Source organism: Streptomyces sp. NPDC049577 (genome assembly GCF_040675635.1).
In the GTDB taxonomy this organism is placed as follows: domain Bacteria; phylum Actinomycetota; class Actinomycetes; order Streptomycetales; family Streptomycetaceae; genus Streptomyces.
Genome location: NZ_JBFAPH010000096.1, coordinates 1 through 19,271, shown reverse-complemented (window position 1 = coordinate 19,271; position 19,271 = coordinate 1). Strand labels below are relative to the sequence as shown.

At 71.2% G+C, this 19,271-nt stretch carries 20 protein-coding genes and 1 pseudogene; 15 read left to right on the top strand and 6 right to left on the bottom strand.

The window, feature by feature from the left end:
* Nucleotides 1-111 precede the first annotated feature (111 nt).
* Nucleotides 112-1,011, bottom strand: coding sequence for an LAETG motif-containing sortase-dependent surface protein (locus tag AB0K09_RS13675; protein ID WP_366065534.1), 900 nt, complete (start codon nucleotides 1,009-1,011; stop codon nucleotides 112-114).
* Nucleotides 1,012-1,325: 314 nt separating this feature from the next.
* On the opposite strand from AB0K09_RS13675, the gene AB0K09_RS13670 reads away from it, so the two are divergent.
* Nucleotides 1,326-1,967 (top strand): helix-turn-helix domain-containing protein, encoded by a 642-nt coding sequence (locus AB0K09_RS13670; protein WP_366065533.1) that lies wholly within the window; start codon nucleotides 1,326-1,328, stop codon nucleotides 1,965-1,967.
* 332 nt (nucleotides 1,968-2,299) lie between these two features.
* Complete coding sequence (locus AB0K09_RS13665; RefSeq protein WP_366065532.1) at nucleotides 2,300-3,103, top strand: S16 family serine protease; 804 nt, start codon at nucleotides 2,300-2,302, stop codon at nucleotides 3,101-3,103.
* On the opposite strand, the gene AB0K09_RS13660 is transcribed toward AB0K09_RS13665, so the two are convergent.
* Nucleotides 3,100-3,564, bottom strand: coding sequence for an Lrp/AsnC family transcriptional regulator (locus AB0K09_RS13660; protein ID WP_366065531.1), 465 nt, complete (start codon nucleotides 3,562-3,564; stop codon nucleotides 3,100-3,102). The two genes, AB0K09_RS13665 and AB0K09_RS13660, sit on opposite strands and share 4 nt — an antisense overlap.
* A gap of 124 nt (nucleotides 3,565-3,688) precedes the next feature.
* Here AB0K09_RS13660 and hppD point away from each other — a divergent pair, with 124 nt between their 5' ends.
* The 3 genes and pseudogenes from hppD to AB0K09_RS13645 all read left to right on the top strand — a co-directional run.
* Nucleotides 3,689-4,831 carry a 4-hydroxyphenylpyruvate dioxygenase gene (gene hppD / locus AB0K09_RS13655; protein WP_366065530.1) on the top strand — a complete coding sequence of 381 codons (1,143 nt, stop codon included), beginning with the start codon at nucleotides 3,689-3,691 and terminating at the stop codon, nucleotides 4,829-4,831.
* A gap of 120 nt (nucleotides 4,832-4,951) precedes the next feature.
* The gene (locus tag AB0K09_RS13650) at nucleotides 4,952-6,319 is read left to right on the top strand and encodes an FAD-linked oxidase C-terminal domain-containing protein (protein WP_366065529.1); all 1,368 of its coding nucleotides are present in this window, start codon (nucleotides 4,952-4,954) and stop codon (nucleotides 6,317-6,319) included.
* Nucleotides 6,320-6,444: 125 nt separating this feature from the next.
* Nucleotides 6,445-6,819: pseudogene (locus AB0K09_RS13645) on the top strand (hypothetical protein); the annotation flags it as partial.
* A gap of 148 nt (nucleotides 6,820-6,967) precedes the next feature.
* Here AB0K09_RS13645 and AB0K09_RS13640 read toward each other — a convergent pair.
* Nucleotides 6,968-7,414: an SsgA family sporulation/cell division regulator gene (locus AB0K09_RS13640; RefSeq protein WP_366065528.1), complete on the bottom strand. Its 447-nt coding sequence runs from the start codon at nucleotides 7,412-7,414 to the stop codon at nucleotides 6,968-6,970.
* A 290-nt stretch (nucleotides 7,415-7,704) separates the two neighbouring features.
* On the opposite strand from AB0K09_RS13640, the gene AB0K09_RS13635 reads away from it, so the two are divergent.
* Both AB0K09_RS13635 and AB0K09_RS13630 read left to right on the top strand, forming a co-directional pair.
* A complete protein-coding gene (locus AB0K09_RS13635) occupies nucleotides 7,705-8,928 on the top strand; it encodes an RDD family protein (protein WP_366065527.1) in 1,224 nt (407 codons plus the stop codon).
* Between the two features lie 74 nt (nucleotides 8,929-9,002).
* Complete coding sequence (locus AB0K09_RS13630; protein ID WP_366065526.1) at nucleotides 9,003-9,557, top strand: RDD family protein; 555 nt, start codon at nucleotides 9,003-9,005, stop codon at nucleotides 9,555-9,557.
* A gap of 17 nt (nucleotides 9,558-9,574) precedes the next feature.
* On the opposite strand, the gene AB0K09_RS13625 is transcribed toward AB0K09_RS13630, so the two are convergent.
* The gene (locus tag AB0K09_RS13625; protein WP_366065525.1) at nucleotides 9,575-9,856 is read right to left on the bottom strand and encodes a hypothetical protein; all 282 of its coding nucleotides are present in this window, start codon (nucleotides 9,854-9,856) and stop codon (nucleotides 9,575-9,577) included.
* Nucleotides 9,857-10,198: 342 nt separating this feature from the next.
* On the opposite strand from AB0K09_RS13625, the gene AB0K09_RS13620 reads away from it, so the two are divergent.
* Together AB0K09_RS13620 and AB0K09_RS13615 are read left to right on the top strand one after the other, a co-directional pair.
* Complete coding sequence (locus tag AB0K09_RS13620) at nucleotides 10,199-12,601, top strand: immune inhibitor A domain-containing protein (RefSeq protein WP_366065524.1); 2,403 nt, start codon at nucleotides 10,199-10,201, stop codon at nucleotides 12,599-12,601.
* Nucleotides 12,602-12,768: 167 nt separating this feature from the next.
* On the top strand, nucleotides 12,769-13,104 hold the full coding sequence (locus AB0K09_RS13615) for a hypothetical protein (protein ID WP_366065523.1): 336 nt from the start codon (nucleotides 12,769-12,771) through the stop codon (nucleotides 13,102-13,104).
* Between the two features lie 6 nt (nucleotides 13,105-13,110).
* Here AB0K09_RS13615 and AB0K09_RS13610 read toward each other — a convergent pair whose 3' ends face one another.
* Nucleotides 13,111-13,704 carry an isochorismatase family protein gene (locus tag AB0K09_RS13610; protein WP_366065522.1) on the bottom strand — a complete coding sequence of 198 codons (594 nt, stop codon included), beginning with the start codon at nucleotides 13,702-13,704 and terminating at the stop codon, nucleotides 13,111-13,113.
* A gap of 110 nt (nucleotides 13,705-13,814) precedes the next feature.
* Entirely contained in the window at nucleotides 13,815-15,143 is a 1,329-nt protein-coding gene (locus AB0K09_RS13605; RefSeq protein ID WP_366065521.1) for a nicotinate phosphoribosyltransferase, read from the bottom strand.
* 108 nt (nucleotides 15,144-15,251) lie between these two features.
* Here AB0K09_RS13605 and clpS point away from each other — a divergent pair, with 108 nt between their 5' ends.
* From clpS to AB0K09_RS13575, 6 genes are all read left to right on the top strand, one after another.
* On the top strand, nucleotides 15,252-15,551 hold the full coding sequence (gene clpS, locus AB0K09_RS13600; RefSeq protein WP_366065520.1) for an ATP-dependent Clp protease adapter ClpS: 300 nt from the start codon (nucleotides 15,252-15,254) through the stop codon (nucleotides 15,549-15,551).
* A complete protein-coding gene (locus tag AB0K09_RS13595; RefSeq protein ID WP_366065519.1) occupies nucleotides 15,551-16,153 on the top strand; it encodes a DUF2017 domain-containing protein in 603 nt (200 codons plus the stop codon). Before clpS ends, AB0K09_RS13595 begins: the two co-directional genes overlap by 1 nt.
* A 257-nt stretch (nucleotides 16,154-16,410) precedes the next feature.
* The gene (locus AB0K09_RS13590) at nucleotides 16,411-17,901 is read left to right on the top strand and encodes an amino acid permease (protein ID WP_366065518.1); all 1,491 of its coding nucleotides are present in this window, start codon (nucleotides 16,411-16,413) and stop codon (nucleotides 17,899-17,901) included.
* 103 nt (nucleotides 17,902-18,004) lie between these two features.
* Nucleotides 18,005-18,445: a M67 family metallopeptidase gene (locus AB0K09_RS13585; protein WP_366065517.1), complete on the top strand. Its 441-nt coding sequence runs from the start codon at nucleotides 18,005-18,007 to the stop codon at nucleotides 18,443-18,445.
* Between the two features lie 114 nt (nucleotides 18,446-18,559).
* Complete coding sequence (locus tag AB0K09_RS13580; RefSeq protein WP_366065516.1) at nucleotides 18,560-18,841, top strand: MoaD/ThiS family protein; 282 nt, start codon at nucleotides 18,560-18,562, stop codon at nucleotides 18,839-18,841.
* A gap of 11 nt (nucleotides 18,842-18,852) precedes the next feature.
* Nucleotides 18,853-19,271, top strand: a 419-nt coding sequence (locus AB0K09_RS13575; RefSeq protein ID WP_366065515.1) for a pyridoxal-phosphate dependent enzyme, incomplete at its 3' end; no start/stop codon positions are given.

The window sequence follows — 19,271 nt, the reverse complement described above, 5'->3', positions numbered from 1 at the left end:
GCGGCCCCCTCGTCCCGCCGCGGCGGGGAAGTGGTGCTGGTCGGTGGTGAGGGGGCGCGGCCCCTTCCTTTTCCTTTCCGCCGCGGCGGGGAAAACGGGTGGGCCTGGCCGCTAGGCCGACTGGCGTCGGCGGACCGCGATGACGATGGCCGCGCCCGCGACGATCGCCGCCGCCGCGCCCGCGGCGATCCACGGGGTGGCCGTGCTGGAACCGGTCGCGGCGAGCTCGCCCTCACCGCCGGCGGCCGACGGGCCCGAGCCGGACGACGCGTCGGTGGCAGCCGTCGGCGACGCGGAAGCGGACGGCGTGGCGGACGCCGAGGCGGAGGCCGACGGCGCGGCGGTGGCCGGCTTCGACGCGGACGGCGAAGGCTTGCCGTGCGTGCCGGACGTCTGGCTCTGGCTCGGCTTGGGGGACTCCTTCTCCGCGGCGGTGACGTCGAAGTTCACCGTGATGGGGTCCGGGTCGATCGACTTGTCCATGCCGCCGGCGATGGCCCGCAGCTGGAAGGTGCCCTTGCCCGCCGGCACCTTGGCCGAGAATCCGATGCGGAACCGGAGCGTGGCGATCTTGCCCTTCTCGACCTTGAGCACGCCGCCGCCACCCACGGCCTTGTCCATCGACGTGTTTTGCCAGGCCGCCTTGGCCTCGTCCCAGAACTGTGCCTTGACGTCGGCCGGGTCGATCTTCTGCTCGGACTTCTCCAGGTGGAAGAAAACGGCGTAGCCGTCGAAGGTCCTGTCGCCCTTGCTGTTGTCGATGTCCACGGACAGGCCGGTCGCGTCGCCGCCCGCCTTGAACGTGCCGGTGAAGTCCTTCACCGTCAGCACGGTCTTCGTGGTGGCGGTCTGGTCGGTGGTCTTGTCCTGCTCGCCGTCCTTCTTCGGAGGCGTGACGACCGAACCGGCGGGAACCGCCGGCTTGTCGTCGGCGACCGCCGGGGCCGCCAGGAAGACGGTGGGCGCGATGACGCCGGCGGCCACCGCGGTGGCTATTCGGGAAATCTGCATGGCGATCACCCTAAAGCCCGCGTAAGACGAACCGTCACCTCTTCACGCCACCAACTGTGTCCGCATCGTGGGAAGTCCGCGCCGATAGTGGGAATCCCGGTGCGCGCTGACCGGATTGTGGGCAGACTCTTCCGCAGAACGGACCGGCGGCGTTACGGTGCCGGTCACGCAACGCCCCGTGGCAGCGCCGCCGCGGAGCGCAGCCGGTGCCATTGCGTCCAGCGGCCGGCGGCCTCTTGTCGCGCGCTGCCGGACGGGACCGGCGGTGCGACCCCACCGCGATGAGGGCCGCCACTCATCGGAGGAGGGGCGTCGTGACCGCGGAGACTTCGCAGACGCTCGACAGGGGACTGCGCGTCCTCAAACTGCTTGCCGACACCGACCACGGCCTGACCGTCACCGAGCTCGCCACCCGGCTCGGTGTGAACCGCACCGTCGTCTACCGTCTGCTCGCCACGCTCGAACAGCACGCACTCGTACGCCGTGACATCGGCGGCCGCGCCCGCGTCGGTCTCGGCGTGCTGCGGCTGGGGCGGCAGGTGCACCCGCTCGTCAGGGAGGCGGCCCTGCCGGCGCTGCGCGCGCTGGCGGAGGACATCGGGGCCACCGCCCACCTCACGCTCGTCGACGGGGCCGAGGCGCTCGCGGTCGCCGTCGTCGAGCCGACCTGGACCGACTACCACGTGGCCTACCGCGCCGGGTTCCGGCACCCCCTGGACCGCGGCGCGGCCGGCCGGGCCATCCTCGCGGCACGCCGGGGCGAGGCCGACGGCCCCGGATACGCCCTGACCCACGGCGAACTGGAAGCCGGCGCGAGCGGCGCGGCGGCACCGCTGATCGGCGTGACGGGCATAGAGGGCAGCGTCGGCGTGGTCATGCTGGCGGACTCGGTGCCGCAGCGCGTGGGCCCACGCGTCATGGAAGCGGCAAAGGAAGTGGCGGACGCACTGCGCTGACCGGTTCCCCTTTCCCGGCGCGGCGGCCACCGGGTCCGGGGTTGCGCTGAAGGGGCCGTGCCTCTTCTGCCCTCCCGCCGCAGCGTTGATCAGCCACCGTGGTGGTGTCCGGCGGTGCCCAGCCCTGCCCGGCCCGTGGGCCCCGGCCGTCAGGCCGGTTCGGTACCGCCGGCCCGCGCCGTCCGGCTCCCCACCGCCGCGGCGGACAACGGGTGCGGATGGAGCTGAAGGGGCCTTGCCCCTGCGCGTGCGGGCCGGGCCCGGTTCTTTCGGTGCCGGCCGCACGCCACCGGGTGTCACGTCCCGTCCACCCCGTGAACTAGATTCGCAGCATGCCTTGGAGCACCCGCCACCGGACCCTCGCGCTCTGCGCCGCCCCCGTCGTCGCCCTGCTCGCGGTCGCCGCGTTCGTGCCGTTGCCGTTCGCCGTCGCGCAGCCGGGGTCGACCGTGAACGTCCTCGGGGCCGACAAGACCGACAAGGCCGGCAAGAACACGCCGGTGATCTCGATCAGCGGGGCGCCCGTCCGCAGGACGACCGGGCAACTGCGGATGACGACGATCGTGGCGACCGGTCCGGACACCGCGGTCGGGCTCGACGACGTGGTCGACGGGTGGTTCCGCACCGACCGGGCGATCATGCCGCACGACGCGGTCTACCCCTCCGGGCAGTCCGACACGGAAGTGGAGAAGCACAACGTCGAGGAGATGAAGAAGTCGCAGGACGCGGCTGCCGCGGCCGCCCTCGGCTATCTCCACCGCTCGCCGAAGGACGTCAAGGTCCAGCTCAGCCTGGCCGACATCGGCGGGCCGAGCGCGGGGCTGCTCTTCGCGCTCGGCGTGGTCGACAAGCTGGACGGCGACGGGCAGGGCGGTGACCTGACCGGCGGCCGGACCATCGCCGGCACCGGGACGATCGAGCCGGACGGGACGGTCGGCGCGGTCGGCGGGGTCGCGCTCAAGACGCAGGCGGCCCAGCGGGACGGCGCCACCGTCTTCCTCGTCCCGAAGGACGAGTGCTCGGACGCCACCGGGCACACCCCGAAGGGGCTGCGGCTGATCCCGGTGACGGACCTCAAGGGCGCCGTGGACGCCCTGAAGGCCCTCGCGGCGGGGCGCGACGTCCCGGCCTGCTAGCCCTCCGCCGCCTGCTTGACCAGCGGGATGATCCGCAGCGGCACCGGGTTCTCCATGACGATCGCCGTCGACGCCCGCACGATGCCGTCGAAGCCGACGACCCGGTCGATCACCCGCTGGAGGTCCGCGTTCGAGCGGGCCACCAGCCGGCACAGCATGTCGCCGTGCCCGGTCGTGGTGTGCAGCTCCAGCACCTCCGGCACGGTCGCCAGGTGCGACCGCACGTCCGCGCCCTGGCCCTGCTTGATCTCCAGCGTGGCGAACGCGGTCACCGGATAGCCCAGCGCCGCCGGGTCGACGTCCGGGCCGAAGCCCCGGACGACGCCCTGGGACTGGAGCCGGTCCAGTCGCGCCTGCACCGTGCCGCGCGCCACGCCCAGCCGGCGGGACGCCTCCAGGACGCCGATCCGCGGCTCCTCCGCGAGCAGCTCGATCAGCCTGCCGTCCAAACGATCGATCACCCTTGCCTGCCTCTCGTGGTCATCGTGTACACAACACCCGTCCGGGCCGGTCCTCCGCTATGCAGAATGCCCAGCGAAGACGCAAACTATTGCGCACCTTGTGGATGAGAGAGACCCTGCGGCCATGACTCAGACCACGGATCACACCCTCGACACCGCACGGCAGGCCGACCCCTTCCCGGTCAAGGGGATGGACGCGGTCGTCTTCGCCGTCGGCAACGCCAAGCAGGCCGCGCACTACTACTCCACCGCCTTCGGCATGAAGCTCGTCGCGTACTCCGGACCGGAGAACGGCAGCCGGGAGACGGCGAGTTACGTCCTGGAGTCGGGCGGCGCCCGCTTCGTGCTCACGACGGTCATCAAGGCGACCACCGACCGCGGCCGCTTCCTGGCCGAGCACGTCGCCGAGCACGGCGACGGCGTCGTCGACCTCGCCATCGAGGTGCCGGACGCCCGCGCCGCGTACGCCTACGCCCTCGCGCACGGCGCCACCGGCCTGGAGGAGCCGCACGAGGTCGAGGACGAGCACGGCACCGTCGTCCTGGCCGCGATCGCCACGTACGGCAAAACCCGCCACACCCTCGTCGAGCGCTCCGGCTACAAGGGCCCGTACCTGCCGGGCTATGTGGCCGCCGATCCGATCGTCGAGCCGGGCGAGCGGCTGTTCCAGGCCATCGACCACTGTGTGGGCAACGTCGAGCTCGGCAGGATGAACGACTGGGTGAGCTTCTACAACAACGTCATGGCGTTCACCAACATGAAGGAGTTCGTCGGCGACGACATCGCCACCGAGTACTCCGCGCTCATGTCGAAGGTCGTCGCCGACGGCACCCGCAAGGTGAAGTTCCCGCTCAATGAGCCGGCCATCGCCAAGAAGAAGTCGCAGATCGACGAGTACCTCGAGTTCTACGGCGGCCCGGGCGTCCAGCACATCGCGCTCAACACCAACGACATCGTCGCCACGGTGCGGGCCATGCGCGCGGCCGGCGTGCAGTTCCTCGACACCCCCGACGCGTACTACGACACGCTCGGCGAGTGGGCCGGCGAGACCCGGGTGCCGGTCGAGACGCTGCGCGAGCTGAAGATCCTCGTCGACCGCGACGAGGACGGCTACCTGCTGCAGATCTTCACCAAGCCGGTCCAGGACCGCCCGACCGTGTTCTTCGAGATGATCGAGCGGCACGGCTCCATGGGCTTCGGCAAGGGCAACTTCAAGGCCCTGTTCGAGGCCATCGAGCGCGAGCAGGAGCGCCGCGGCAATCTCTGACCGCGAATTCCCGGGCACTGAATCCCCGGGCAGTGAATCCCCGGGCAGTGAATCCCCGATCGCGCGGCACGGCCGGTAGCGATCTTCCCCTGCCCACCCTGTGACTGACAGGGTGGGCCCATGGGCGATCTCATCGGTCAGCTGCGCGAAGGGCTTCCCGCCGAAGCCGTCATCACCGACCCCGACGTCACCGCCTCCTACGCCAGGGACATGGCGGGCTTCTGCGCGGCCGGGGCTCCCGCCGTCGTCGTGCTGCCGCGCACCGTGGAGCAGGTGCGGCACGTCATGCGCACCGCCACCGCGCTGCGCGTGCCCGTCGTCCCGCAGGGGGCCCGCACCGGGCTGTCCGGCGCGGCCAACGCCACGGACGGCTGCGTCGTGCTCTCGCTCGTCAAGATGGACCGCATCCTGGAGATCGACCCGGTCGACCGGATCGCCGTCGTCGAGCCCGGCGTGGTCAACGCCGTCCTCTCCCGCGCCGTCGCCGAACACGGCCTGTGCTACCCGCCGGACCCCTCCAGCTGGGAACAGTGCACCATCGGCGGCAACATCGGCACCGCCTCCGGCGGGCTGTGCTGCGTCAAGTACGGGGTCACCGCCGAGTACGTCCTCGGCCTCGACGTCGTCCTCGCCGACGGCCGGCTGCTGACCACCGGCCGCCGCACCGCCAAGGGCGTGGCCGGCTACGACCTCACCCGGCTGTTCGTCGGCTCCGAGGGCAGCCTCGGCGTGATCGTGCGGGCCGTCCTCGCCCTGCGCCCCGCGCCGCCGCAGCAGCTGGCGCTGGCCGCGGAGTTCCCCTCGGTCGCCGCCGCCTGCGAGGCCGTCACCCGGATCATGGGCCGGAGCCACGCGCCCTCGCTGCTGGAGCTGATGGACGGCACGACCGTGCGCGCCGTCAACGCCATGGCCCGGATGGGCCTGCCCGAGAGCACCGAGGCGCTGCTGCTGGCCGCCTTCGACACCCCCGACCCCGGCCCCGACCTAGCCGCCGTCGCCGAACTGTGCACCGCGGCGGGCGCCACCCAGGTCGTGCCGGCCGAGGACGCGGCCGAGTCCGACCTGCTGCTCCAGGCCCGGCGCATGTCCCTGCCCGCCCTGGAGACCCTGCGGCCCGCCACGATGATCGACGACGTGTGCGTGCCCCGCTCACGGCTGGCCGGCATGCTCGACGGCACCGCCGCCATCGCCGAGCGGCACGGACTGACCATCGGCGTCTGCGCGCACGCCGGGGACGGCAACACCCACCCCGTCGTCTGCTTCGACCCCGCCGACCCCGACGAGACGCGGCGGGCGCGTGAGTCCTTCGACGAGATCATGGCCCTCGGTCTGGAACTGGGCGGCACGATCACCGGCGAGCACGGGGTCGGCGTGCTCAAGAAGGACTGGCTGGCCCGGGAGGCCGGGCCGGTCGCCATGGAGATGCAGCGCGGCATCAAGGCCGTCTTCGACCCGCTCGGGATCCTCAACCCCGGCAAGGTCCTCTGACGGGACACCGGAAGGCGGGCACGAAGGGCGGTCAGAGGGCGGTCGAAGGGCGGTCAGGGGAAGCCGCAGCCCGATCTGACGCACAGCGACCTGACACAGCCGGGGTCCAGTCCGGAACGTCCGATATGCGGAGACGTACCGTCGAAGGGACACGGATCAAGCGATCCCGGCCGGCCCTGAGCGCTCCAGGAGGTCACGTGCCCGCTCGCCTCGACCACACCATCGTGCACAGCACGGACCGCTTCCTCTCCGCCCGCTTCCTCGCCGAACTCCTCGGCGCCCCCGCGCCCGAGGCGTGCGGCGACTTCGCCGCCGTTCCGCTCGCGGGCGGAGTGACCGTCGACTTCGCCGACACCATGGTCACGCCCGACCGCATCGTGATGCAGCACCTCGCCTTCCGCGTCTCGGAGGACGAGTTCGACGCGGTCCACGCCCGCATCAGAGCCCGCCGCCTGCCCTACTGGGGCGATCCCAAGCACCGGGACCCCCAGCGGATCCAGCGCCGCGCGGACGGCCGTGCCGTGTACGTCGACGACCCCGACGGTCACTCCATCGAGTTCCTCACCCGCACGCCGGCGGAGGCAGCGGGGCCGCAGGCGGCGGACCTGGCGCCGGCGGTGCCCGCGGTGCCTGCCGTGCCCACCGTGCCTAAACACCGGGCTCCGGCCGCCCGTCGTCCCCCGCAGTCGCGGCCAGCAGTTCCCGCAGCATCTCGTCCAGCCGCAGCCAGCGCCGCTCCTCTCCCGGCGGCACCGCGCGCATCGTCCGCCCCAGCCAGGCCGACACCGGCGACGCGGGGGCCCGCAACAGGGCCTCCCCGTCGGGCGAGCACAGCGCCAGACACACCAGCGTCCGCCGCCCGCCCCGCACCGGCCACACCCGCACGTCCCCCTCTCCGCACGCCCGGAACAGACCGGTCGTCAGCAGCTCCCGCGCGAACGTCCAGCGCACCGGCGCCTGTGACCTGACGTGGAAGGACACGTGGACGGCGTACGGATCCTCGGCTCGGTAGGTCAGCCGGGCCGGGACGGCGACGGCGTGCGCCGGTGACAGGACCAGCTCGATCTCCAGCTCGCGTTCCACCAGGGTGTGCATGACTGCGCCCTCTCTGCTCTGCTGCCTCGGTGCGCGGCCCGCGGAACGGGCCCGCACCGGAAGAGAGCGCAGAGACCCCACCTCATTACGCGACTTCGCACCACGAACACGAACTCTTTCGGGGGAGCGCGCCCCGGGGGCCCCACCCAGGCCTCCAGTCGCACGTGTGAGTGGTCCCGCCCCGGGGACGGCCACACGGGGGAGGCCGGTCTGGTAGACCAGCGGTGCACGCGATGTGCGAGCGTCCACTCACCCCCAGTTACGGCCGACAGATACGGGACACCGAGACCATGAGCGCACCTACCTCGGGAACCGCCGACCACAGTCCCCCCAGTGGCTTCTATCCCGACCCCTCCATCCCGGGCTACATCCGCTACTGGAGCGGCACCGCATGGGTGCCCGGCACGAGCAGGCCCGCGCCCGCCGAGGGCGAGCCGATGCCCGCGCCGCCCGCATCGGCCGTCTCCGCCGCGCTGCCCGCGCTCGCCGGGCCCGTGCCGCCCTCGCCCACGGCGCAGAGGGCCGTGCACCAGGCCGCGCCCCAGACCGCGCCTCAGGCTGTGCACCAGGCCGCGCCCCAGACCGCGCCCCAGGCGGCGCCCCGGGCCGAGGTGCCGCGCGTCGAGACGCCCCGCGCCGCCGAGGCCGTGCGGATCGAGGAGACGGGCCCGGTGTTCCTGGACGAGGACCCCGCGCTGAGCGAGCCCGCGCGGCCGGAGCCGGTCGCTCCGCTGTGGACCGAGGAGTCCGTGGACGATCTCGCCGGTCTCGCCCGGCAGGGCGCGCTCAACCCCCGCCCCAAGCCGCACGGCGCCGCGCCCGGCGGCCCGCCGGCCCCCCTCGCGGGCCACCCGGCCCCCGAGCCCGAGCAGGCGCCCCTGCCCGTGCCGCGCCGGGAGAGCCCGCCGCCCGCCCGGGTCACGCCCCAGCCGGTCGGCTGGGCCCAGCAGGTCCACCAGCTCGCCGACGGCCTCGCGCCCTGGCAGCAGTCGCCCGAGGACCCCTTCCGGCAGACCGCCGCCGCCCGCGCCCCGCGCCGGCCCGCCCCGTTCGGCCGCCGCCTCGTCGCGCGGCTGCTCGACACGATGATCCTGGGCGGCGTGGTCGGCGCCGTCGCCGCTCCGCTGTGGGCCAAGTCCGTCGAACATGTCGACGAGAAGATCGCCCAGGCCCGGCAGTCCGGTGAGACGGTGACGGTGTGGCTCATCGACGGCACGACGGGCACGTACCTGGCGATCGTCCTCGCCGTCCTCCTGGTGGGCGGCGTGCTCTACGAGGCCCTGCCGACGGCCCTCTGGGGCCGCACGCTCGGCAAGCGGGCCTGCGGGGTGCGCGTGCTGGACGTGGAGTCCCAGGACCGCGTGCCGTTCGGCCGGGCGCTGCGGAGGTGGCTGCTCTACGCCCTGACGGGCGTGCTGGGGGTGGGCCTCTTCGGGGTACTGAACTGCGCGTTCGACCGTCCCTGGCGCCAGTGCTGGCACGACAAGGCGGCCCGGACGTTCGTGGCGGGGTGAGCGGGGCCCGCCCCGCACCGCCTCCGTGGGTGCCCCGGGATGCGGAAGCCTGATCTCTGGGTTCTACTCGGGGCATGAGCAGTGATCAGCCACCGCCGTACCCCCCAGGGCCCGGCGGCCCGGGGCCGTACCCCCCAGGGCCCGGCGGGCCCGCGGGCCCGTACGGTCAGCCCGATCCGCTCGCCGGAATGCCGCCGCTGGCGAACCGCTTTCGCCGCCTCGTCGCCCGGATCATCGACGGCCTGCTCGTCTCCATCCCCGTCAGCCTCGTGTTCTCGCTGGCCACCTGGGGCTGGAACCCCTGGCGGGACAACGCCAAGTCGACCTCACTGTCGATCATCATCGCCGTCGTGTACTTCGTCTACGAGGGGCTGATGCTGACCCACCGCGGCCAGACGGTCGGCAAGATGGCGATGAAGATCCGCGTGGCCATGCTGGAGGACGGCGCGGTGCCCGAGGGCGCGCCCGGGTGGACGCGGGCGGCCGTGTACAACCTGCCGGAGATCGTGCCGTGTTGCGGCTTCCTCTTCTGGCTGGTGAACGTGTTGTGGTGCACCTGGGACAAGCCCTACCACCAGTGCCTCCACGACAAGGCGGCCAAGACCGTGGTGGTCTCGACCGCGCACTGAGTCAGCCGCGCACTGAGTCAGCCGCGCACCGAGGGCTCGCCCAGCACCGCGTGCTCGCGCTGGCGCGGCACCCGCGACAGCGTGACGGACCGGACGCGGAGGCGGGCGCGCACGCGGGGGCGCCGCCGGAGCCGGCCCGGGGCGAGGGCGGCGGTGATGAGCCCGAGCGCGAGGGCCGCGAGCGCGACGAAGGCGACCGCGGCGCCCGAGCGGGCGTGCGTGAGCAGGAGCAGGACGACGGTCGAGAGCACAACGGTGGCCGAGCCGTAGGCGATCTGTGCGGGAGTCGGACGCGGCATGGCGGGATCCGTCCTCAAGGCAACAAGGCAACGTTTACGGGGGCATGCGAAGGCGAGCCGGCCGGTCCGTACCTCAACCGAACCTCAAAACCCGACTCTACGGACCTCTCTGCCCTGAAGGAACGTGCGGTAAGCGTGACCTAACACACCGTGCCGGAAGCATGGGGGCGCGCGGGGCGTGCGGCACCGGCGCATTGCCCGGCCTGGCATCAATGTGACCGAAATCGGCAACGTAAAGGCCGGATAACGTACTTGCTCTGACCTGCACAGTCAAGATCTGTCTTTTCTTGCGTCACTCCGGTCAAATACCTCCACAGTTCATACTGGGGAGGACATTCACAAGTGAACAGCAGCCAACGGAGGGTCGCCAGAGCCGCCGCCGCGGCGACGGTCGTCGCCGCCCTCGGCGCGGTGACCCTGTCGACGGGTGTCGCACAGGCGGCGAGCGCGACCAACTCGCCCACCACCGTCGAGCGCCACGACCCGGCCGAGGTCAAGCGCGGCGTGGAGCACGACCTCAAGGGCCCGTACTCCAAGAAGCAGGCCGACCAGCGCAAGGCCGCCCTCGAGCAGGTCATCTCCGGTGACGCGAAGGCGGAGCAGCGGGGCGCGTCCAAGGTCGTGCAGCTCGGCCGCGGCAAGTACGTCGAGCTGGGCCGCGAGAAGACCGACAAGATCTTCACGATCCTGGTCGACTTCGGCGACAAGGTCGACGACACGACCATGTACGACCCGGACGGCCCCGACGGCCCGAAGCCGCCCGTGAAGAAGTACGGCGGCAAGCCCGGCCCCGCGCACAACCAGATATCCAAGCCGGACCGCGCGAAGGACAACAGCACGGCCTGGTCGGCGGACTACAACCGCCAGCACTTCCAGGACCTGTACTTCTCGCACGACCAGGACAAGGAGTCCCTGGCCAAGTACTACGAGAAGCAGTCCTCCGGGCGCTACTCGGTCGACGGCCAGGTCACCGACTGGGTCCGGGTCCCCTGGAACGAGGCGCGGTACGGCTCCAACTACTGCGGCTCCACCAACTGCCCCAGCGCCTGGGACCTGGTGCGCGACGCGGTCAACAAGTGGGTCGAGGACCAGAAGGCCGCCGGCCGCTCGGACGCGGACATCAAGGCGACGCTGGCCCAGTACGACAAGTGGGACCGCAACGATTACAACCACAACGGCAACTTCAACGAGCCCGACGGTTACATCGACCACTTCCAGATCGTGCACGCCGGCGAGGACGAGTCCGCCGGCGGCGGCGCGCAGGGCAAGGACGCGATCTGGGCCCACCGCTGGTACGCCTACGGCTCCGACGCCGGCAAGACCGGCCCCGCGGACAACAAGGCGGGCGGCACGCAGATCGGCAACACCGGCTTCTGGGTCGGCGACTACACCATGCAGCCGGAGAACGGCGGCCTGGGCGTCTTCGCCCACGAGTACGGCCACGACCTGGGCCTGCCGGACGAGTACGACACCACCGGCACCGGTGAGTCCTCGGTGGCCTTCTGGTCGCTGATGTCCTCCGGTTCCTGGCTGGGCACCGGCAAGGACACCATCGGTGACCTGCCCGGCGACATGAGCGCCTGGGACAAGCTCCAGCTCGGCTGGCTGAACTACGACAAGGCCAAGGCCGCCACGAAGTCCACGCACAAGCTGGGCGTCGCGGAGTACAACACCAAGGACAAGCAGGCGCTCGTCGTCGACCTGCCGGCCAAGAAGATCACCACCGATGTCGTCAAGCCCGCCGAGGGCTCGAAGCAGTGGTGGTCCGGCCAGGGCGACGACCTGAAGAACACGCTGTCCCGCCCGGTCGACCTCACCGGCAAGTCCAAGGCCACGCTGGACCTTTCCGGCTGGTGGGACATCGAGGAGAACTACGACTACCTCTACACCGAGGTCTCCACGGACGGCGGCGCCAACTGGGTCCCGGTCGACGGCACCGCGGACGGCAAGGTCATCACCCGTGACGGCGGCGACAAGCCGGCCCTGACGGGCGTCTCGGGCGCGTACAAGAAGCTGTCGTACAACCTCGACGCCTACGCGGGCAAGAAGATCGACCTGCGCTTCCGCTACGCCACCGACGGCGGCACCTCCGGCAAGGGCTTCACCGCCGACGCCATCACCCTGACCGCCGACGGCAAGGCCCTCCTGGCCGACGGCGCCGAGGGCGACGACAACGGCTGGACGGTGAAGGGCTTCTCGCGCATCGGCGCCTCCTTCACCAAGGAGTACCCGCAGTACTACATCGCCGAGAACCGCCAGTACGTCTCGTACGACAAGACCCTCAAGGTCGGTCCGTACAACTTCGGCTTCAAGAGCACCAAGCCGGGCTGGGTCGAGCACTACCCGTACCAGAACGGTCTGCTGATCTGGCTGTGGGACACCTCGCAGGCGGACAACAACGTCGGCGTGCACCCGGGCTCCGGCCGCATCCTGCCGGTCGACGCCCACCCGAAGGCCGAGAAGTGGGCCGACGGCTCGATCATGCGCAACCGCTTCCAGGCCTACGACTCGCCCTTCAGCTGGTACCCGACGGACGGCTACACGGTCCACTCGGACGGCGTCGCCGCCCGCGTCAAGGCCAAGCTGGGCGTCCCGGTCTTCGACGACCACAAGGGCAGCTACTACGACGAGTCCAACCCGTCCGGCGGTGTGAAGCTGGCCGACACCAACACCCGGATCCGGATCCTCACCGAGGCCCCCAGCGGCAGCTCGATGACCGTCCAGGTGGGCCCGTCCACCAAGTGATCAAGGCCTGATCCGGGGGAGCTCCCCGCGGGTCCCGAACGGCCGTCGCCCACTGGCGGGCGGCGGCCGTTCGCGTCCAGAATGCCTCTCATGACCGTCTTATTGACACACCGGGCGACAGGGTCAAAAAAGTCGTCTTTCCGGCAGTCGAGGGAGGCGTGAGGCCGATGGCAGGCGGTGGGTACGCCAAGCTGGTCGACGGCAGCGTGGTCGTCGCCCTGTCCCTGCCCAGCCCGCCCGGGGGCGGCGCCCTCCCGGGCAGCCGCGTCCGCGTCCTGGTGCGCGCCCGCAACCGCCAGCGGGCCCTGACCCGGCTGCGCAACCTCGGGCTGCGCGCCGTCTACCTGCGCGGCAACACCGAGCCGCCCTCCTCCGACGAGATCACGGCCGTGCTGCACCACCCCGACGGGCTGGTCTGGCGGCCCGCCGACGACGGGGGCAACGGGGCCTGGCACCCGATCGTCACCCTCCTGCCCCGCAGGAAGCCCGCCGGAGCCGCCTGAGGCGCCTCAGCCGCCCTGGACGACCGGCTTGCCGCTCAGCTCGACGCCCGCGTCCCGCAGCTCCTCCAGCGCCTGCTGGGTGGTGTGCGGCGCCACGCCCGCCGTCAGGTCGAGCAGCACCTGTGTGGCGAAGCCGGCGCGCCGCGCGTCCAGCGCGGTGGCCCGCACGCAGTGGTCGGTGGCGATGCCCACCACGTCGACCTCGGTCACGTCCCGCTCGCGCAGCCAGTCCGCCAGGCCGGTGCCGTTCTCGTCCGTGCCCTCGAAGCCGCTGTAGGCGGCGGAGTACGCGCCCTTGTCGAAGACCGCCTCGATGGCGCCCGAGGCGATGACGGGCGCGAGGTTCGGGTGGAAGCTGTTGCCCTCGGTGCCCGCCACGCAGTGCGGCGGCCAGGAGCGCTCGAAGTCGGGGTGGTCGGAAAAGTGCCCACCCGGCTCGATGTGGTGATCGCGTGTCGCGACGACGTGCGCGTACCCGGCGGGCGCCTCGCCCACCAGGTCGGTTATCGCGGCCGCCACGTCGGCGCCGCCGGCCACCGCGAGGCTGCCGCCCTCGCAGAAGTCGTTCTGCACGTCGACGATGATCAGTGCACGGTTCATGGTGCAGATCCTTAGGTGGAGGGGCCCTCACGGATCGACATTCGTGGATCTACGTGTTGTGACCGAGGGTAGTGAGTCGGGTGGCGCCGGGGGAGGGGCACAGGGGGCGCTCAGACGTATTCCGTGGGCAGCACGGGCTCGCCGCGCGAGAGCTGGGCCGCCGACATCGGCAGTCCGGCCCGGGCCGCGATGTGCCGCTGCCGGGCCGCCTCCAGGGGTTCGCGGGCGACGACCTCGCCGCCCCGCACGAGCTCCACCAGCAGCTGTCTCTCCCGCAGCTCCTCCGGTACCGCACCGGTGCCCACGACCTCCGCCTCGGCCACCCCGGCCGCGTCGACGCGGCGCGCCGCCCACTTGCGGCCGCCGATCGAAGTCTTGCCGCCCATGGACTTCTTGGCCACCGGGCGCAGCGGGGCGTCCTCGCCCGGCCCGTCGGCGCGGGCCACGAGCTTGTAGACCATCGAGCAGGTCGGGTGGCCGCTGCCGGTGACCAGCTGGGTGCCGACGCCGTACGCGTCCACGGGGGCGGCGGCCAGCGAGGCGATGGCGTACTCGTCGAGGTCGCTGGTGACCACGATGCGGGTCTCCTTGGCCCCCAGGTCGTCCAGCTGGCGGCGCACCCGGTGGGCGAGCAGCAGCAGGTCGCCGGAGTCGATGCGGACCGCGCCGAGGCCGGTGCCGGCGATCTCGACGGCCATCGCGACCGCCTCCTCGACGTCGTACGTGTCCACCAGCAGGGTCGTGCCGCCGCCGAGCGAGGCGACCTGGGCGGTGAAGGCGTCGCGCTCGCTGTCGTGCAGCAGGGTGAAGGCGTGGGCGCTGGTGCCGATGGTCGGGATGTTGTAGCGGAAGCCGGCGGCCAGGTCGGAGGTGGAGGAGAAGCCGCCGACGTACGCGGCGCGGGCCGCGGCGACGGCCGCCAGCTCGTGGGTGCGGCGCGCGCCCATCTCGATCAGCGGCCGGTCGCCGGCGGCCACGGCCATCCGCGAGGCCGCGGCGGCGACGGCGGAGTCGTGGTTGAGGATGGAGAGGATCACCGTCTCCAGCAGCACCGCCTCGGCGAAGGTGCCCTCCACGCGCAGCACGGGCGAGCCGGGGAAGTAGACCTCGCCCTCGGGGTAGCCCCAGATGTCGCCGCGGAAGCGGTACCCGGCGAGCCACTCGAGGGTCGGGGCGTCGACGACGCCGTGCCGATCCAGGAACTCCAGGACGGCCGGGTCGAAGCGGAAGTTCTCCACGGCGTCCAGGACACGGCCGACGCCGCCCACGACGCCGTACCGGCGCCCGTCGGGCAGGCGGCGCGTGAAGACCTCGAACACGGACCGCCTGTCGGCGGTGCCGGCCCGCAGCGCGGCCTGCAGCATCGTGAGCTCGTACCGGTCGGTGAAGAGGGCCGTCGACGGCACGTCGACGGGCAGCCTCAGGTCCGCTGAGTTCATGGGAACGATGCTACCCCGGATTTCGTCAGAGTGACGATTTCTCTTGGGGCGGAGCCGGCCGCGCCGTGGCGCACCCCGTTTGTGCGCCCTCCGGGCGCAAGTGGCAGCATGGATACCGTGAGTGTTGCACCGGTGGAGTACGAGCGGCCGCAGGCCGATCAGGTGACCGAGCCCGACGTCCCCTGGGTGACCCTGGTCCATAACGACCCCGTCAACCTCATGAGTTACGTGACGTATGTCTTCCAGGCCTACTTCGGTTACCCCAAGGACAAGGCACACAGGCTGATGCTCGACGTGCACCACAAGGGCCGCGCCACCGTCTCCAGCGGCACCCGTGAGGAGATGGAGCGCGACGTGCAGGCGATGCACGGTTACGGGCTCTGGGCGACCCTGTCGCAGGACCGTTGATGGCCGGGCACTTCGAGCCGCTGCCCGGCGGCGGGGCGGCCGTCGCCCTGGACGAGGTCGAGGTCTCCATCCTGCGCAGTCTGGCGGTGCAGCTGCTGGAGCTGATCGGGCCCGGCGAGACGGAGGGCCCGGAGGCCGCCGACCCGCTCGCCCGGCTCTTCGCCGAGGGCCCCAGCGAGCCGCCGGCCGATCCCGCGCTGGCCCGGCTCTTCCCGGACGCCTACGGCTCGCCGGGCGCCGAGCAGGACGAGCGGGAGCGCGCCTACGCGTCCGAGTTCCGCCGCTACACCGAGAACGACCTGCGCGACCGCAAGCGCGGGGACGCGCTGGGCATGGTCCGCTCCCTCGACGGGCTCTCGCTCGTCGGCGGCGACGACGAGGAGGCCGTGCTGCGGCTGTCGCCGGACGAGTGCCGGCAGTGGCTCGGCGCGCTCAACGACCTGCGGCTGACCATCGGGGCCCGGCTGGAGGTCACCGACGAGGACCAGGGCGAGGCTCTGTACCGGCTGCCGGACGAGGATCCGCGCAAGCCCATGGTCATGGCCTACCTCTGGCTCGGCGGGCTCCAGGAGACGCTGGTCGAGTCCCTCATGGGCGGATAACGATCGAGTCACCTTGTCGGCCGCTTTTTGGTTGCGGTCGCCCCATTTCATCAAATTTATTTGTGTCGTGCGCCACAAACCCCTGGACGATCTGCGCGTCGGCCGTGATACATCTTGCCGACCTGCCTCCGTGACGCCACCCATGTCACGGCGGGGGCGCTGAGCCGGCCGACCGTCGGCATGCAGGAACTCCATCCGGGGGGATCGGGACCCGATCCGGAGCAGAACCGGATCGGTATGGAGAAAGGCGCACCACCATGACCTCTGAGCAGGTCGCGGACCGCACCGCGGGCGAAGCCGGCGGGCAGGTTCACAACGGAAGCGGACAGGACGCTTCCGAGGGTTACCAGCGAGGGCTGGGCAACCGACAGATTCAGATGATCGCCATTGGTGGCGCCATCGGCACCGGTCTGTTTCTCGGCGCGGGCAAGGCCATATCCAAGGCCGGTCCGAGCCTGATCCTGGCCTACGCGATAGCCGGCCTGGTCATCTTCTTCATCATGCGAGCGCTCGGCGAGCTGCTCATGTACCGCCCGGTGTCGGGCTCCTTCTCGGACTACGCCCGGGAGTTCCTCGGCCCCTTCTGGGGCTATGTGACCGGATGGACGTACTGGCTCTTCTGGGTCGTCACCGGCATCGTCGAGGTGACCGCCGCGGCCTCCTATGTGCAGTACTGGAACAAGTCGATCCCGCAATGGGTCTCGGCGCTGGTCTTCACCGTCATCCTCTACTTCGCCAACCTGATCTCCGTGAAGCTCTTCGGTGAGCTGGAGTTCTGGTTCTCGATGGTCAAGGTCACCGCCATCATCGGCATGATCCTCATCGGTATCGGCGTGCTCACCATCGGCTTCTCCGACGCCGGTGACACCGCCACCGTCGCCAACCTCTGGAACGACGGCGGATTCTTCCCGCACGGCATCGGCAACACCCTGATGACCCTGCAGATCGTGATGTTCGCCTTCCTCGCCGTCGAGCTGGTCGGCGTCACCGCGGGCGAGGCCAAGGACCCGCAGAAGACGCTCCCCAAGGCGATCAACACCGTGCCGTGGCGCATCGCGGTCTTCTACATCGGCGCGCTGATCATCATCCTGGCCGTGGTCCCGTGGGGCGAGTTCATGCCGGGCGTCAGCCCGTTCGTGGCCGCCTTCCAGAAGATCGGCCTGCCGGCCGGCGCCGGAATCGTCAACTTCGTGGTCCTCACCGCGGCGCTGTCGTCCTGCAACTCCGGCATGTACTCCACCGGCCGCATGCTGCGCGACCTGTCCCTCAACGGCCAGGGCCCGAAGTTCTTCGGCCAGCTGACCAAGGGCGGCCTGCCCCTGCGCGGCACCACCTTCTCCGCCGCGCTGATGCTGGTCGGCGTCGTGATCAACTACGAGTGGCCGGGCAAGGCGTTCGACTACGTCGTCTCCTTCGCGACCATCTCCGGCATGTGGGCGTGGATCGTGATCCTCGTCGCTCAGCTGCGCTACCGCCGCAAGGCCGACCGCGGCGAGCTCCCGCAGTCCGCGTTCCGGGCCCCGGGCGCGCCGTGGACCAGCCTCTTCGCCCTCGCCTTCATCCTCATGGTCATCGTGATGATGGGCATCGACAAGGACGCGCGGGTCTCGCTGTACTGCGCCCCCGTCTGGGCGGCGATCATGTGGGTCTCGTACGTCGTGCTCAAGAAGCGCAACCCCGAGGCCTTCGCCGCGAAGGACTACACGGCGCGCGCCGAGGAGGTCGAGTCGGCCGGGACGGCCGCCTGACCCCCACCGCCCCCGGCGGCTGAGTCCGGAATCCGGGCCCGCCCGTACCACGATGTGGTACGGGCGGGCCCTTTCCGTACGTGCGTCCGCTTATCATCGGCCCATGCTGACCATCTCCCAGGCCCTGTACGACCAGATCGTCGCGCACGCCCGCGCCGACCACCCGGACGAGGCGTGCGGCGTGGTCGCCGGGCCGGCCGGCAGCGACCGGCCCGAGCGCTTCGTCCCGATGCTCAACGCGGCCCGCTCGCCCACCTTCTACGAGTTCGACTCCACCGATCTCCTCAAGCTCTACCGCGAGATGGACGACCGCGACGAGGACCCCGTCGTCATCTACCACTCCCACACCGCGACCGAGGCCTACCCGTCCCGCACGGACATCTCCTACGCGAACGAGCCCGGCGCGCACTACGTGCTGGTCTCCACCGCCGACACCGACGGCGCGGGCCCCTTCCAGTTCCGCTCGTTCCGCATCGTGGACGGCGAGGTCAGGGAAGAGGCGGTCGAGGTGGTGGGTGCTCCCGAGGCCGAGCCCGCACCCTGAGACCGGCCGGTCCGGATGCCGGGACGAACTTCCGGGAAGTGGACAGGGAATCGATACGATGCGCCCACGGTTGTCCCGTAGGAACCTCCCCGCACTCCGACTGGAGCTCATTCCATGGCCATCGAGGTCCGCATCCCGACCATCCTCCGCACCTACACCGACGGCCGGAAGGCCGTCCAGGGCAGCGGAGCCACGCTCGACGAGCTCTTCAAGGACCTCGACACCCGTCACGCGGGCATCCGGGAGCGGCTCGTCGACGAGACCGGCGAGCTGCGCCGCTTCGTCAACGTCTACCTCAACGACGAGGACGTCCGCTTCCTGGGCGGCATCGCCACGGAGCTGGGCGACGGCGACAACGTGACGATCCTCCCGGCCGTGGCCGGCGGCAGCGTCTGATCGGGGCGCTCGTGCGCTACGAAAGCCACCTGGCCTCGGTCGGCGACACCCCGCTGGTCCGCCTGCCGCGCCTGTCGCCGTCCGGCTCCGTGCGGATCTGGGCCAAGCTGGAGGACCGCAACCCCACCGGCTCGGTCAAGGACCGCCCCGCCCTGCACATGATCGAGCAGGCGGAGAAGGACGGCAGGCTCACCCCCGGCTGCACCATCCTGGAGCCCACCTCCGGCAACACCGGCATCTCCCTCGCCATGGCCGCCCGCCTCAAGGGCTACCGCATGATCTGCGTGATGCCCGAGAACACCAGCGAAGAGCGGCGGCAGCTGCTCGCCATGTGGGGCGCGGAGATCATCCCCTCGCCGGCCGCGGGGGGGGTTGAGGAGGGTGGCTTTGAGCCAGAGGCCCTCGGGGGTGGTCGCGCGGCCGAGGACGG

Excerpts from the sequence above, each read along its gene's own strand:
- AB0K09_RS13675 (WP_366065534.1), bottom strand. The coding sequence starts at position 1,011 with ATGCAGATTTCCCGAATAGCCACCGCGGTGGCCGCCGGCGTCATCGCG.
- AB0K09_RS13665 (WP_366065532.1), top strand. The coding sequence starts at position 2,300 with ATGCCTTGGAGCACCCGCCACCGGACCCTCGCGCTCTGCGCCGCCCCC.
- hppD (WP_366065530.1), top strand. The coding sequence starts at position 3,689 with ATGACTCAGACCACGGATCACACCCTCGACACCGCACGGCAGGCCGAC.
- AB0K09_RS13650 (WP_366065529.1), top strand. The coding sequence starts at position 4,952 with ATGGGCGATCTCATCGGTCAGCTGCGCGAAGGGCTTCCCGCCGAAGCC.
- AB0K09_RS13640 (WP_366065528.1), bottom strand. The coding sequence starts at position 7,414 with ATGCACACCCTGGTGGAACGCGAGCTGGAGATCGAGCTGGTCCTGTCA.
- AB0K09_RS13635 (WP_366065527.1), top strand. The coding sequence starts at position 7,705 with ATGAGCGCACCTACCTCGGGAACCGCCGACCACAGTCCCCCCAGTGGC.
- AB0K09_RS13630 (WP_366065526.1), top strand. The coding sequence starts at position 9,003 with ATGAGCAGTGATCAGCCACCGCCGTACCCCCCAGGGCCCGGCGGCCCG.
- AB0K09_RS13625 (WP_366065525.1), bottom strand. The coding sequence starts at position 9,856 with ATGCCGCGTCCGACTCCCGCACAGATCGCCTACGGCTCGGCCACCGTT.
- AB0K09_RS13615 (WP_366065523.1), top strand. The coding sequence starts at position 12,769 with ATGGCAGGCGGTGGGTACGCCAAGCTGGTCGACGGCAGCGTGGTCGTC.
- AB0K09_RS13610 (WP_366065522.1), bottom strand. The coding sequence starts at position 13,704 with ATGAACCGTGCACTGATCATCGTCGACGTGCAGAACGACTTCTGCGAG.
- AB0K09_RS13605 (WP_366065521.1), bottom strand. The coding sequence starts at position 15,143 with ATGAACTCAGCGGACCTGAGGCTGCCCGTCGACGTGCCGTCGACGGCC.
- clpS (WP_366065520.1), top strand. The coding sequence starts at position 15,252 with ATGGATACCGTGAGTGTTGCACCGGTGGAGTACGAGCGGCCGCAGGCC.
- AB0K09_RS13595 (WP_366065519.1), top strand. The coding sequence starts at position 15,551 with ATGGCCGGGCACTTCGAGCCGCTGCCCGGCGGCGGGGCGGCCGTCGCC.
- AB0K09_RS13590 (WP_366065518.1), top strand. The coding sequence starts at position 16,411 with ATGACCTCTGAGCAGGTCGCGGACCGCACCGCGGGCGAAGCCGGCGGG.
- AB0K09_RS13585 (WP_366065517.1), top strand. The coding sequence starts at position 18,005 with ATGCTGACCATCTCCCAGGCCCTGTACGACCAGATCGTCGCGCACGCC.
- AB0K09_RS13580 (WP_366065516.1), top strand. The coding sequence starts at position 18,560 with ATGGCCATCGAGGTCCGCATCCCGACCATCCTCCGCACCTACACCGAC.